The sequence below is a fragment of the Azospirillum sp. TSO35-2 genome, assembly GCF_003116095.1.
GTDB lineage: Bacteria > Pseudomonadota > Alphaproteobacteria > Azospirillales > Azospirillaceae > Azospirillum.
In genome coordinates this window covers 696387-708782 of record NZ_LGRA01000021.1, presented here as the reverse complement: position 1 = coordinate 708782, position 12396 = coordinate 696387, and the positions used below count along the sequence as shown (strand labels likewise).

The 12396-nt window shown below is 70.2% G+C and carries 12 protein-coding genes and 2 tRNA genes; 9 read left to right on the top strand and 5 right to left on the bottom strand.

All coding sequences use genetic code 11. The features are described from left to right. Position 1: 1 nt before the first annotated feature. The 4 genes from TSO352_RS19400 to TSO352_RS19385 all read left to right on the top strand — a co-directional run bounded on the left by TSO352_RS19400 (position 2) and on the right by TSO352_RS19385 (position 4757). Positions 2 to 3121: an efflux RND transporter permease subunit gene (locus TSO352_RS19400; RefSeq protein ID WP_109108912.1), complete on the top strand. Its 3120-nt coding sequence runs from the start codon at positions 2 to 4 to the stop codon at positions 3119 to 3121. A gap of 138 nt (positions 3122 to 3259) precedes the next feature. Further along, positions 3260 to 3841, top strand: a complete 582-nt coding sequence (locus TSO352_RS19395; protein WP_247872265.1) for an RNA polymerase sigma factor — start codon at positions 3260 to 3262, stop codon at positions 3839 to 3841. Next, entirely contained in the window at positions 3838 to 4290 is a 453-nt protein-coding gene (locus TSO352_RS19390; protein WP_109108911.1) for a hypothetical protein, read from the top strand. The genes TSO352_RS19395 and TSO352_RS19390 overlap by 4 nt, the downstream gene beginning before the upstream one ends. A gap of 11 nt (positions 4291 to 4301) precedes the next feature. Next, positions 4302 to 4757 (top strand): periplasmic heavy metal sensor, encoded by a 456-nt coding sequence (locus tag TSO352_RS19385; protein ID WP_109108910.1) that lies wholly within the window; start codon positions 4302 to 4304, stop codon positions 4755 to 4757. Positions 4758 to 4764: 7 nt separating this feature from the next. On the opposite strand, the gene rpoH is transcribed toward TSO352_RS19385, so the two are convergent. Next, positions 4765 to 5655, bottom strand: a complete 891-nt coding sequence (gene rpoH / locus TSO352_RS19380) for an RNA polymerase sigma factor RpoH (protein ID WP_109108909.1) — start codon at positions 5653 to 5655, stop codon at positions 4765 to 4767. A gap of 159 nt (positions 5656 to 5814) precedes the next feature. Continuing rightward, complete coding sequence (locus tag TSO352_RS19375) at positions 5815 to 6834, bottom strand: RluA family pseudouridine synthase (protein ID WP_109108908.1); 1020 nt, start codon at positions 6832 to 6834, stop codon at positions 5815 to 5817. Between the two features lie 66 nt (positions 6835 to 6900). Here TSO352_RS19375 and TSO352_RS19370 point away from each other — a divergent pair, with 66 nt between their 5' ends. From TSO352_RS19370 to TSO352_RS19355, 4 genes are all read left to right on the top strand, one after another. After that, positions 6901 to 7221 carry a hypothetical protein gene (locus tag TSO352_RS19370; RefSeq protein WP_109108907.1) on the top strand — a complete coding sequence of 107 codons (321 nt, stop codon included), beginning with the start codon at positions 6901 to 6903 and terminating at the stop codon, positions 7219 to 7221. Positions 7222 to 7236: 15 nt separating this feature from the next. Next, positions 7237 to 8259: a beta-eliminating lyase-related protein gene (locus TSO352_RS19365; RefSeq protein WP_109108906.1), complete on the top strand. Its 1023-nt coding sequence runs from the start codon at positions 7237 to 7239 to the stop codon at positions 8257 to 8259. 55 nt (positions 8260 to 8314) lie between these two features. Next, positions 8315 to 8390, top strand: a tRNA-Glu gene (locus TSO352_RS19360). Positions 8391 to 8461: 71 nt separating this feature from the next. Next, positions 8462 to 8537, top strand: a tRNA-Glu gene (locus TSO352_RS19355). Positions 8538 to 8654: 117 nt separating this feature from the next. Here TSO352_RS19355 and TSO352_RS19350 read toward each other — a convergent pair. Beyond that, on the bottom strand, positions 8655 to 9374 hold the full coding sequence (locus TSO352_RS19350; RefSeq protein WP_109108905.1) for an SDR family NAD(P)-dependent oxidoreductase: 720 nt from the start codon (positions 9372 to 9374) through the stop codon (positions 8655 to 8657). A 135-nt stretch (positions 9375 to 9509) separates the two neighbouring features. Here TSO352_RS19350 and TSO352_RS19345 point away from each other — a divergent pair, with 135 nt between their 5' ends. Then, positions 9510 to 10433, top strand: coding sequence for a LysR family transcriptional regulator (locus tag TSO352_RS19345; protein ID WP_109108904.1), 924 nt, complete (start codon positions 9510 to 9512; stop codon positions 10431 to 10433). 53 nt (positions 10434 to 10486) lie between these two features. Here TSO352_RS19345 and TSO352_RS19340 read toward each other — a convergent pair whose 3' ends face one another. Together TSO352_RS19340 and TSO352_RS19335 are read right to left on the bottom strand one after the other, a co-directional pair. Then, complete coding sequence (locus tag TSO352_RS19340; protein WP_109108903.1) at positions 10487 to 11623, bottom strand: RNA methyltransferase; 1137 nt, start codon at positions 11621 to 11623, stop codon at positions 10487 to 10489. Between the two features lie 109 nt (positions 11624 to 11732). After that, complete coding sequence (locus TSO352_RS19335; protein ID WP_109108902.1) at positions 11733 to 12092, bottom strand: hypothetical protein; 360 nt, start codon at positions 12090 to 12092, stop codon at positions 11733 to 11735. Positions 12093 to 12396 lie beyond the last annotated feature (304 nt).

The following is a 12396-nucleotide window of genomic DNA, read 5'->3' as shown; positions in this document are numbered from 1 at the left end:
CATGGCGCTTCCGAACGAAACGCCCTCGCGGCTCTCGCTCTCCAGCCCCTTCATCCGGCGGCCGGTCGGCACCTCGCTGCTGATGGTCGGGCTGATGATCCTGGGCATGGTCGCCTACCGCTTCCTGCCGGTGGCGCCGCTGCCGCAGGTGGAGTTCCCGACCATCGTCGTCACCGCCGCGCTGCCCGGCGCCAGCCCGGAAACCATGGCGGCGTCGGTCGCCACGCCGCTGGAGCGGCGGCTCGCCCGCATCGCCGGCGTGTCGGAGATGACGTCGAACAGCAAGCTGGGCAGCACCGCCGTCGTCGTGCAGTTCGACCTGAACCGCGACGTCGAGGCGGCGTCGCGCGACGTCCAGGCCGCCATCAACGCGGCCGGCGGCGACCTGCCGGCCGACCTGCCGAGCCCGCCGAAGATGCGGCGCATCAACCCGGCCGACGCGCCGGTGATGACGCTGGCGATGACCTCCACCACCCTGCCGCCGGGCGAACTGTTCACGCTGGCCGACACCGTCATCGGCCAGCGGCTGAGCCAGATCGAGGGGGTGGCCCAGGTCTCCATCAACGGGGCGGAGAAGACCGCGGTCCGCGTCCGCGTCGACGCCGCCGCCGCGGCCAACATGGGCGTCAGCCTGGAAGCCGTCCGCAGCGCCATTTCCCAGGCCAACGCCAACAGCCCCAAGGGCAGCTTCGACGGCACCTTCGAGTCCTGGGCGATCGGCGCCAGCGACCAGTTGTTCGGCGCCGATGCCTACCGCCGGCTGATCGTCACCGAGAAGAACGGCGCCACCATCCGGCTGGGCGACGTCGCCAGCGTGATCGAGGCGCCGGAGAACAGCCGCACCGCCGCGTGGCAGGATGGCCAGCGCGCCGTGCTGATCAACATCCAGAAGCAGCCGGGCACCAACGTGGTGCAGACGGTCGACCTGATCCGGGCGGAGCTGCCGACCCTGCGCGGCTGGATCCCGCCGGGCGTCACCCTGTCGGTGCGCACCGACCGCACCCCGACCATCCGCGCGTCCATCGACGACGTGCAGAAGACGCTGGCGGTCACGGTGGCGCTGGTGGTGATGGTGATGGCGCTGTTCCTGCGCCGGCTGTGGGCGACGGTGATCCCGGCCGCCGCGGTGCCGCTGTCGCTGGCCGGCACCTTCGCGGTGATGTGGGTCGTCGGCTACAGCCTGGACAATTTCTCGCTGATGGCGCTGACCATCTCGGTCGGCTTCGTGGTGGACGACGCCATCGTCGTCATCGAGAACATCGTCCGCCACATCGAAAAGGGCGCCCGGCCCTTCGAGGCGGCGGTGAAGGGTGCCCGGCAGGTCGCCTTCACCGTGGTGTCGATCAGCCTGTCGCTGGTCGCGGTCTTCATCCCCATCCTGTTCATGGGCGGCATCCAGGGCCGGCTGTTCCGCGAGTTCGCCGTGGTGCTGTCGGTCGCCATCGCGGTGTCGGCGGTGGTGTCGCTGACGCTGACGCCGATGATGTGCGCCCATCTGCTGACGCCGGAGGCGGAGCGCAAGGCCCCCGGCCGCGTCGCCCGCGCCATCGCCTGGGTCGGCGACCGCCTGTTCGGGCTCTACGCCGACGGGCTGGACTGGGTGCTGGCGCACCGGCGCACCATGCTGGCGGTCACCGTCGCCATCGTCGGGGTCAGCGTCTGGCTCTACGGGCAGGTGCCGAAGGGCTTCGTGCCGCAGCAGGACACCGGGCTGCTGATCGGCTTCAGCGACCCGCCGCCGGACATCTCGTTCCAGGCGATGGTGACGCGGCAGCGCGCGCTGCAGGACGCGGTGGCCGGCGACCCGGCGGTGGCGAGCGTCGGCGGCACCATCGGCGGCGGCGGGCCGGGCGGCACCTATTCCGGCCAGATCTTCATCGCGCTGAAGCCGTCGGGCGAGCGCGAGGACCTGCCGACCGTCACCCAGCGGCTGCGCCAGCGCGGCGGCCGGGTGCCGGGGGTGCAGCTGTTCCTGATGCCGGTGCAGGACATCCGGGTCGGCGGCTTCCAGGGGCGCAGCCAGTACCGCTACAGCCTGCAGGACGCCGACATCGGCGCGCTGAACGAGTGGGCGCCGAAGCTGGTCGACAAGATGCGCACCCTGCCGGAGCTGGTCGACGTCGCCAACGACCGCCAGAACGGCGGCATCCAGGCCAACGTGGTGGTGGACCGCGACGCCGCCTCGCGCCTCGGCGTGTCGCTGAGCGCGCTGGAGGCGACGCTGTACGACGCCTTCGGCCAGCGGCAGGTGTCGACGATGTACCTGATGCAGAACCAACACAAGGTGGTGCTGGAGGTCGACCCGAAGCAGGCGCTCGGCCCCGACGACCTCAAGGCGATCTATGTGCCGGGGCGCGGCGGCATGGTGCCTCTGTCGGCGGTGGCGGGCGTCGCCATCGCCAACCAGGCGGCCAGCATCCAGCACCAGAGCGGCTTCCCGGTCGCCAATTTGACCTTCGATCTCGCCCCCGGCGTCTCGCTGTCCCAGGCGACCGAGCTGATCCAGCGCGCGGCGGAGGACATCGGCATGCCGGCCAGCATCCGCGCCGGCTTCCAGGGCGACGCGCGCGCCTTCCAGCAGTCGGCGTCGAGCCAGCCGCTGCTGATCCTGGCGGCGCTGATCACCATCTACATCGTGCTGGGTGTGCTGTACGAGAGCCTGATCCACCCGCTGACCATCCTGTCGACCCTGCCGTCGGCCGGGCTGGGGGCGCTGGTCGCGCTGATCCTGACCGGCTACGACCTGTCGATCGTCGCGCTGATCGGCATCATCCTGCTGATCGGCATCGTCAAGAAGAACGCCATCATGATGATCGACTTCGCCCTGGAGGCGGAGCGCGAGCGCGGTCTGTCGCCCTTGGAGGCGATCCGCGAGGCCGGGCTGGTCCGCTTCCGCCCGATCATGATGACGACGATGGCGGCCCTGCTGGGCGCGGTGCCGCTGGCCTTCGACTACGGCACCGGCGGCGAGATCCGCCGGCCGCTGGGCATCGCCATCATCGGTGGCCTGCTGGTCAGCCAGATGCTGACGCTCTACACCACGCCGGTGGTCTACCTGACGCTGGAACGGCTGGCCTTGCGGCGCCGGCGTCGGCACGCCATCGCCGCGCCGGCGGAATAGGGGGCGGCGATGGACGCGGTCCTGACATGTGCAGCGATTTTCATGCCCCCCGCAAGATCCCCTCTCCCCCCCGGGGAGAGGGGGATTTCACCACACTGGCACCCCTCCCACCTGTTGGGCATAGTTCTCGCCCACGGCATGAGCGGAACCCCGGTGATCGAGGCCAGCGACAGCGACGGTGACCTGATGGCGCGGGTGGCGGGCGGCGACGCCGCCGCCTTCGACCGGCTGGCCGCCCGCCACATGCGCCGTGCCGTGGCGCTGGCCCAGCGCCTGACCGGCAACCCGTCCGACGCCGACGAGATCGCCCAGGACGCCTTCCTGCGGGTGTGGCAGCACGCCGCCCGCTGGGACGCCGGCCGCTCGGCCTTCACCACCTGGCTCTACCGCATCGTGGTGAACCTCGCCATCGATCGCGGCCGCCGCCCCGGCTGGTCGCCGCTGGAGGAGGCCGGCGACCCGGCCGACGACGCGCCCGACGCGCTCGCCCGCATCGCCGCGCGCCAGACCGCCGATCAGGTCAACCGGGCGCTGGCAGCATTGCCCGACCGCCAGCGCGCCGCGGTCGTGCTGTTCCACCAGGAGGGCTTGAGCCTGCGTCAGGCCGCCGAGGTGCTGGCGATGAGCGAGGGCGCCTTCGCCTCGCTGCTGGCGCGGGCGCGGGCCGCGCTGAAGGCCGCCTTGGCCGGGGAGCTTGGGGCGGGGGAGACCGTCGCATGAAGGGGGAAGCCATGACCGACGAGCAGTTCCTCCGCCATCTGGACGATTTCGGTGCGCAGCCGGAACGCTGGCCGGCCGAGCTGCGCGCCGCTGCGGCGGACGCGCTGGCCCGCTCGCCGGCGCTGCGCGCCGCGCAGGCCGCGGCGCTGTCCTTCGACCGCCTGCTGTCCGGCCCCCTGTCCGCGGTGGATGAGGCGCGCGTCGCCCGCCTGCTGTCGGCGGTGGGCGCGGCGGCGCGCGGCCGGCCGCAGGACACGCTGGTGATGCTGCTGCTGGGGCGGATGCCGCGGCGGACGGCGGCCGGCCTGTGCGTGGCGCTGCTGACGCTCGGCTGGCTGGCCGGCACCCTGACCAGCGGCTGGAGCGGGCCGGCGCCCCCGCCGGGCGGCCAAGCCGTGGCGTTGCTGAGCGACGACGTCGCCACGCTGTTCGACGGAGAATCCCGATGAGGAGAGCCCCGATGGCCGGCTTCACCGCAACGCGCGTCCTGCCGCGTCCGGGGCTGCGCACGCTGGCGCTGGCCTCGCTGGCCCTCAACCTGTTTCTGGGGGCGATGCTGATCGCGATGGTGCGCCATCCGCCGCCGCCACCTTACCAGCCGATGCCCGACCGCTTTGTCGAGCGGGTGGCGCCCGACCTGTCGGCGGACGATGCCCGGCGGCTGCGCGCCGCCTTCGAACCGCTGCGCCCGCGCTACGCAGCGCTGAGCCAGGAGTATCGCGACACCGGCCAGCGGGTGCGCACGCTGCTGCAATCCGACCCGGTGGATGCCCAGACCCTGCGCAGCGCGACCGAGGCCGCCCGTGCCAAGCGCCGCCAGATCGGCGATTTGACCGAGGAAACCGTCCTGTCCATCCTGCCGGAGCTGTCCCCCGCCGGCCGCCTGCGCCTGGTCGGCGGCGGCCGGGGGCCGTGAGGGGCGTTTACGCGTCGCTCGCCATCTTCTGCTCGATCGCCGCGGTCTTGATCGCCTTCTGCAGCTTTTCGAAGGCGCGGACCTCGATCTGGCGGACGCGCTCGCGGCTGATGCCGTATTTCTGCGACAGGTCCTCCAGCGTCGTCGGCACCTCGCGCAGGCGGCGTTCGGTCAGGATGTCGCGTTCGCGGTCGTTCAGCGCCGACATGGCGCCGGTCAGCAGCGTGCGCCGCTTGCCCAGCTCCTCGCGGTCGGCCAGCGTGATCTCCTGGTTGGCCGTCTCATCGACCAGCCAGTCCTGCCACTCGCCCTCGCTGTCGGCGCGCAGCGGCGCGTTCAGCGAGTGGTCGGGGCTGGCGAGGCGCCGGTTCATGTTGACGACGTCCTGCTCCGGCACGTCCAGCTTGGTGGCGATGGCGTTGACCTGCTCGGGCGACAGGTCGCCCTCTTCGATCGCCTGCATCTGGCCCTTCAGGCGGCGCAGGTTGAAGAACAGCTTCTTCTGGGCGGCGGTGGTGCCCATCTTCACCAGCGACCAGCTGTGCAGGATGTATTCCTGGATCGCCGCGCGAATCCACCACATCGCGTAGGTCGCCAGCCGGAAGCCGCGGTCGGGGTCGAAGCGCTTGACCGCCTGCATCATCCCGACATTGCCTTCGGAGATCAGCTCCGACAGCGGCAGGCCATAGCCGCGATAGCCCATGGCGATCTTGGCGACCAGGCGCAGGTGGCTGGTGACGAGCTGGTGGGCGGCGCCGGAATCCTCGTGCTCCTGCCAGCGCTTGGCCAGCATGTACTCCCGCTCCGGCTCCAGCATCGGGAACTTGCGGATTTCCTGGAGATAGCGGGTCAGGTTGCTTTCGGACCCGATCGCCGGAACGTTGGACGCCGTCGCCATGACTCTAACCCCTCTCCGACGGCCGGCGTGCCCGCGAAACAATCGCGTGCGCGCAGCCGCTCTTCAGCGCGGGTTCCACAGGCCCCTCGCAATGAGCGGGCGGCGGAACCTCGCCATTGACGGTGAGTCTACCCAAGAAACATTTCCCGGTGTACCGAATTAAAACGTCTCCAAGGTGACAAGTAGTTCATGAATATCGGCCGGCATTGGGGAGCGGAACTCCACAACCTCGCCGCTTCCCGGGTGCCGGAAGGTCAGGGCCGCCGCGTGCAGCGCCTGACGGGGAAATTCAACAAGCCGGCTGCGCGCGGGTTCCGGCAGGGTCGAGGCGTGCTTGCCCCCCGGCCGCGACGAACGGCCGCGGCCGTACAGCGGATCGCCGACCAGCGGGTGGCCGATGTGGGTCATGTGGACGCGGATCTGGTGGGTGCGCCCGGTTTCCAGCACGCATTCGACCAGCGCCGCCGCCTGGCCGAAGCTTTTCAGCACGCGGTAGCGGGTGGCGGCGTGCTTGCCGCCGCCGGTGACCACCGCCATCTTCTTGCGGTCGGCGCTGCTGCGGCCGATGGCGCCCTCGATCCGGCCCTGCTTCGGGTTGGGCACGCCCCAGACCAGCGCCAGGTAGGTGCGGCTGAGCGTGCGGTCGGCGAACTGCTCGGTCAGGCCGTGGTGGGCGCGGTCGTTCTTGGCCACCACCATCAGGCCGCTGGTGTCCTTGTCCAGCCGGTGGACGATGCCGGGCCGCCGCACCCCGCCGATGCCGGACAGGCTGTCGCCGCAATGGGCCAGCAGCGCGTTGACCAGCGTGCTGTCCGGGTTGCCGGCGGCCGGATGGACCACCAGCCCGGCCGGCTTGTCGAGCACCAGCACGTCGGAATCCTCGTAGACCACGTCCAGCGGGATGTCCTGGGCCTGCGGTTCGGCCGGTTCGGCGTCGGGCACCCGCAGGGTGAAGGTCTGGCCGGGTTTGACCCTCAGGGACGGGTCCGTTATCGTCCGACCGGCCTCGCGCACGCAGCCCTGTTCCAGCAGGGCCTGCACGCGCGAGCGGGACAGGTCCGGCAGCCCGGCGGCCAGCGCCTTGTCCAGGCGCTCGCCGGCCGCCGCATCGGGAACCGTGTAGACCAGCGGCGTGGAGGCGCCGGGCGCCGGCGTAGCTTCGGGGGTCACTTCGGGCATTCTTGCGGCCGTCTTCCCTAATCCAAGGCAATCCTGTTTCAATCGTCCGGGAGTGGACCCCAAACCGTGCAGATCCTCAAGGCACTCGTCGTCATCATGGGCGTTCTGATCCTCGCCGGCTTCAGCTTTCTCGGCGTGGAGCTGTACAAGCGCATGTCGGCGCCCAACCGCAGCTCCCTCACGGCGATGGTGCCGGTCGAGCCCGAACGCGCTGCCGAGGTGACGCTGGACGTCCCCGCCGGCGCCCGCATCGGCGACATCCTGGTGGTGGGCAACCGCGTCCTGTTCAAGGTGACGCTGCCGCAGGGGCCGGACCGGCTCTATCTGATGGACCCGCGCAACGGCGCCGTCACCGCCACCATCACCGCCGGCAAGCCCCTTCCCTGACCAGGACACCCCGTCATGCATGACTTCCGCAGCGACAACGTCGCCGGCGCCGCGCCCCAGGTGATGACCGCGCTGGCCACCGCCGCCACCGGCACCGCCGCCCCCTACGGCAACGATCCCTGGACCGCCCGGGTGACCGAGCGGCTGTGCGCGATCTTCGAAACCGAGGTCGCGGTCTTCCCGGTCGCCACCGGCACCGCCGCAAACGCGCTCGCCCTGTCGGCGCTGGTGCCGCCCTTCGGCGCCGTGCTGTGCCACGAGGAGGCCCACGTCACCGTCGACGAGTGCGGCGCGCCGGAGTTCTTCACCGCCGGCGGCAAGCTGGTCCCGCTGCCGGGCGACCACGGCAAGCTGACGCCGGAGGTGGTGACGCGCTGCGTGGCGAAGGCCGGCGTCGGCGTCGTCCATCGGGTCCAGCCGGCCGCCCTCAGCCTGTCGCAGGCGACGGAGGCCGGGACGGTCTACCGCCCGGCGGAGGTCGAGGCGCTGGTCGAGGCGGCGCACGCCAACGGCATGGCGGTGCATATGGACGGCGCCCGCTTCGCCAACGCCATCGCCCGGCTGGGCTGCGCCCCGGCCGACGTCACCTGGCGCGCCGGGGTCGACGTGCTGACGCTGGGCGGCACCAAGGGCGGTTGCCTCGCCGCCGAGGCGGTGGTCTTCTTCAACCCGGCGATGGCCGAGGATTTCGGCTATGGCCGCAAGCGCGCCGGCCATCTGGTGTCGAAGATGCGCTTCCTGTCGGCGCAGCTCGACGCATGGCTGGACGACGGGCTGTGGCTGCGGCTGGCCGCCCACGCCAACGCGATGGCCGACCGTCTGGCCGCCGGCCTGACCGCGCTGCCCGGCGTCGCCCTGGCTCACCCGGTCGAGGCCAACGAGCTGTTCGTCCGCCTGCCCGCCCCCGCCGCCGAGGCGCTGGAGGCCGCCGGCTACGGCTTCTACCGCTGGGACGACGGCACCGCGCGCTTCGTCACCGCCTTCGACACCCCGGCGTCGGCGGTGGACGGGCTGCTGGCTATTTTGCGCGCTCTGTAAGAAAAGGCTTGATCGGCGGGCCGGGCTTGGTTAGAAACCCGCCCACGCCGATGACGTCCCCATCGTCTAGAGGCCTAGGACACCGCCCTCTCACGGCGGTAACAGGGGTTCGACTCCCCTTGGGGACGCCAACCTTTTTGCGGTTGGGTCGCGCGACCGGTGGCAAGCCTCCACCGTCGCGAATCAAGCATCGGGACCAGACGTCCCCATCGTCTAGAGGCCTAGGACACCGCCCTCTCACGGCGGTAACAGGGGTTCGACTCCCCTTGGGGACGCCATCTTCCGATACACACAGCTCCCGTTCCGGATACAGGCCGCAGCCCCAGCTTGCTGCGTGCAAGCCCGAACGCTGGCAGGCTATCTCGGTTTCCCCCAGTTCGCATGGCCTGGACAGGTCACCAGGGAACGGTTCGGCCGCGATAGTCGAGATATTCCAGGCCCGGCTTTCCCTGCTTCGCGAGAAGGACATTCACCAGGTTGGGAACGCTCTCGTCCATGGAGAGCGGTGCTTCCGAGCCACCGAGGGCGGTGCGAACCCAACCCGGCGCCATCACCACCATCGCACGCGACGTCGCGGCTTGGCGGGCGGCGAAGCTTCGCATGAACATATTCAGGGCCGCTTTGCTGCCGCGATAGACCTCCCGCTGGCCGGTTTCGTTGTTGGTGATGCTTCCTTGGCCGGACGACATCACCCCGATCAGGCCCGTCGCGGAAACGTTGCCCTCCAGGCTCTCGATAACGCGCATCGGGCTCAAAGAATTGGTGATCATCACCTGGACGAAGTCGTCGGTGGAAACCTCGCCGATCGTCTGGGTCGGATCCCGGTTGGTGATCCCGGCGTTGACGAACAACATGTCGAACACTCTGCCGGACAGGCGGCCGTGCAGCGCCGCGATCTGATCGGGTTCGCAGATGTCCAGGGTTTCGATCTCGACCCGGCCGTCATACTCGTCCGCCAGATCGTGCAGCAAAGTCCGCGTTCCTCCGCCGCGCACCGTACCGACGACGTTCCATCCCTTTTTCAGGAATTCGGCCGCCATGGCATGGCCGAGGCCGCGTGAAGCGCCAATGAGCAAGATGGTGCGGCGACGCTGATGGGTGGGTGAGAGGGGCATGGGCCCGCTGCCTTTTGCTGATGAGGTCGGCCCCTGATGTGGCAAATCGCGCCGGCTTGCGCCAGACGCACATGATGCAATAGATGTTTGCATGAGACGCCACACCAAGGCGCGTTCATGGAGAGTCCCACAGCCATGCAGCAGGTGGATCTGAATCTCCTCATTGCGCTGGATGCCCTGCTCACCGAACGCAGTGTGACGGGAGCGGCCCGACGGCTTGGCTTGAGCCCGTCCGCCATGAGCCGGACGCTGGCGCGGCTTCGCTCGGCGACGGGTGATCCGTTGCTGGTGCAGGCCGGTCGTACCCTCGCCCCCACCCCCTATGCCGAAGAGCTGGGCCGGCGCGTTCATGCGCTCACCCGGGACGCCGTGGCGGTTCTTCGGCCCACCACCAACCGGTTGGATTTGGCGTCGCTCGATCGGACCTTCACCATTCGCGCCGGCGAGGGGTTCGTCGAACTGGTTTCGGCTCCGTTGGTGGCGGCGGTCACCAAAGCGGCGCCGCATGTCCGCCTCCGGTTCGTGCTGAAGCCCGACAAGGATGCACAGCCGCTTCGGGAGGGGCTGATCGATCTGGAGATCGGCGTGCTGGGAACCTCGGCGCCGGAACTGCGGACCCAGCTGCTTTTCCGGGACCGGTTTGTCGGGGTTGCCCGGATTGGGCATCCGCTTCTGGAAACCGGACGCGTGACACCGGAACGCTATGCGGCCTGCAGCCATGTCGTCGCGTCACGGCGGGGAGAGTTCCATGGACCGGTGGACGATGCCCTGGAGGGATTGGGCCTGAAGCGCACGGTGTCCCTGGTCGTTCCAGGGTATCCCGATGCGATGCGGATCGCGCGCTGCTCGGAACTGGTCGCGCTCGTCCCGCGTTCGTGCCTCGGCAACGCCCTGATGGCCGATCACGCCGCCATTCTGGGACTCGAGAGCTTCGAACCGCCGGTCCCGACGCCCGAGTTCAGCATATCGGCAATTTGGCATCCTCGCCTGGACGCCGATCCCGCCCATCGCTGGCTCCGCGACACCGTCATGGCGGTGGTCAAAGGCGCGTATCCATAAAGTCCCCCATGGCGTGACGCGCGCCTGGGGGGATATGGCGGGACAGGCTCATCCTACCCCAGCGCCCCCGTCAGATGCAGCGTCACCCGCAGGCCGCCGTTCGACACCGACACGCCGCCGTCGCCGAAGGGCAGTTCGGTTGCCTGGGCCAGTGACGGCTCGTTGGTGATGACGGCGGCGCGCCAGCCGGTGAAGCCGTTTTTCAGGGTCTGGCCCAGCGCGTGGTACAGCGGGACCAGCGCCTTGCGGTCGGTGCCGAGGCGGGCGCCGTAGGGCGGGTTGACGATGACGAGGCCGGGCGGGCCCTCCGGCGCGACGAGGTCGCTGACGGAATGCTGGCGGAACTCGGTCCAGGCGGACACGCCGGCCCGTTCGGCGTTGGCGCGGCTCATGGTGATGGCGCCGGCGTCGCGGTCGCTGCCGTAGAAACGCACCGTCGGCGGCGTGACGGTGCCGCTGCTGCGCAGGCTCTGCCAGGCCGCCGGGTCGAAGCCGGCGAGCTGCTCGAAGGCGAAGCTGCGGGAGCGGCCGGGCTTCAGGCCGGCGGCGATCTCGGCGGCCTCGATCGGGAAGGTGCCGGAGCCGCACATCGGGTCGACCAGCGGTTCGCTGCCGTCGTAACCGCAATGGCGCAGGAACAGGGCGGCCAGCGTCTCGCGCATCGGCGCCTTGTTGACCGCTTCCTTGTGGTTGCGCTTGTGCAGCGACTCGCCGGAGCTGTCGACGCTGATGGTGCAGAGGTCGTCGTCGATGCGGGCCTTGATCGACACGCCGGGCTCGCCCACCTCGGGCGCCTCGCGGATGATCGGGGCGCCCAGCTCCTCGGCGATGGCGCGCTGGATGCGCTGGGCGGCGGCGCCGGCGTGGTAGATGCGCGAGCCCTTGCAGGACACCTCGACCCGCACCGGCACATCGGCGCGCAGGAACTCGGCCCAGGGAACCCGGCGAGCCCGCTTGTCGAGCTGGGCCAGATGGAAGGCGCGGAAGGACGCGACGCGGGCCAGGATGCGGGTCGCCCCGCGCATCTCCAGATTGGCCCGCCAGACATCGGGCCAACCGCCGCTGACCGTCACGCCCCCCTTGACCGGGGTTGGGTTCGTGAAGCCGCGGGCCTGGGCCTCCGCGCACAGTACGGATTCCAGGCCGGGGGTGGCCACCATGAAGATTTCGAAGTCGCTGTCGGTGTTCATCCCGCCTACATAGCCCGCGGGATGGCGGGGTGGAAGCTCCTGCGTGCCGCGCGGCGCCCCCGGCGTGAAGAAAGGGCGGGCGCCCGCGGCACGATCAGGAACGGGTCGGTCAGCGGTAGGAGCTGTGCGAGGCGATGGCGTCGCTGCGACCGACCACGTCGCCCGAGGCCGACAGGCCGACCACGTCGTCATGCCCGGTGGTGCCGAGGCCGAGCTTGCCGCGGGCGAAGTTCAGGTAGGCGGTGGCGGATTCGGTGTCGCCCTGGGCGGCCAGCGAGCGGGCGACGCTCAGCGCGGTGCGGGCGGCGTCGCGTTCGGTGCGCTCGGCGGTGATGGCGTTGGCCTGGGCCGTGGCGGCCGTGGTGTCGGCCAGCAGGCGGTCGAAGCTGTCGCTCTGGGCGGCGATGGCGGAGCCGGCGGTCATGGCGGCGACGGACAGCGCGACGGCGGCGATGGTGCGAACAAACATGATGGTGTCCTTATCCTGATGCCGAGCCTCCGCGGGGGTGCGCCCGGCGTCGGGGGGAACGACGCCGGGCGCGGGGCGGGGCTGGAGGGTGGTACTCGACCGGCGCCGGGGAGCGTCGGCCGTGAAGAAAGAGTTAAGCGTTTCTGCCCGGCGGATAAATCCACGAGTTCCGACAACTCTATTCGTCCCGGCACAACAATCTCGGCGGTGCGCCGACCGGACGCCGCCCGCATTGACGCTTCCGACGGGCGGCTCCTATGATCGGATTGGAACACGAACAATCAGCGCGGTTTTCGAAACCGAA

Excerpts from the sequence above, each read along its gene's own strand:
- TSO352_RS19400 (WP_109108912.1), top strand. The coding sequence starts at position 2 with ATGGCGCTTCCGAACGAAACGCCCTCGCGGCTCTCGCTCTCCAGCCCC.
- TSO352_RS19395 (WP_247872265.1), top strand. The coding sequence starts at position 3,260 with ATGAGCGGAACCCCGGTGATCGAGGCCAGCGACAGCGACGGTGACCTG.
- TSO352_RS19390 (WP_109108911.1), top strand. The coding sequence starts at position 3,838 with ATGAAGGGGGAAGCCATGACCGACGAGCAGTTCCTCCGCCATCTGGAC.
- TSO352_RS19385 (WP_109108910.1), top strand. The coding sequence starts at position 4,302 with ATGGCCGGCTTCACCGCAACGCGCGTCCTGCCGCGTCCGGGGCTGCGC.
- rpoH (WP_109108909.1), bottom strand. The coding sequence starts at position 5,655 with ATGGCGACGGCGTCCAACGTTCCGGCGATCGGGTCCGAAAGCAACCTG.
- TSO352_RS19375 (WP_109108908.1), bottom strand. The coding sequence starts at position 6,834 with ATGCCCGAAGTGACCCCCGAAGCTACGCCGGCGCCCGGCGCCTCCACG.
- TSO352_RS19365 (WP_109108906.1), top strand. The coding sequence starts at position 7,237 with ATGCATGACTTCCGCAGCGACAACGTCGCCGGCGCCGCGCCCCAGGTG.
- TSO352_RS19350 (WP_109108905.1), bottom strand. The coding sequence starts at position 9,374 with ATGCCCCTCTCACCCACCCATCAGCGTCGCCGCACCATCTTGCTCATT.
- TSO352_RS19345 (WP_109108904.1), top strand. The coding sequence starts at position 9,510 with ATGCAGCAGGTGGATCTGAATCTCCTCATTGCGCTGGATGCCCTGCTC.
- TSO352_RS19340 (WP_109108903.1), bottom strand. The coding sequence starts at position 11,623 with ATGAACACCGACAGCGACTTCGAAATCTTCATGGTGGCCACCCCCGGC.
- TSO352_RS19335 (WP_109108902.1), bottom strand. The coding sequence starts at position 12,092 with ATGTTTGTTCGCACCATCGCCGCCGTCGCGCTGTCCGTCGCCGCCATG.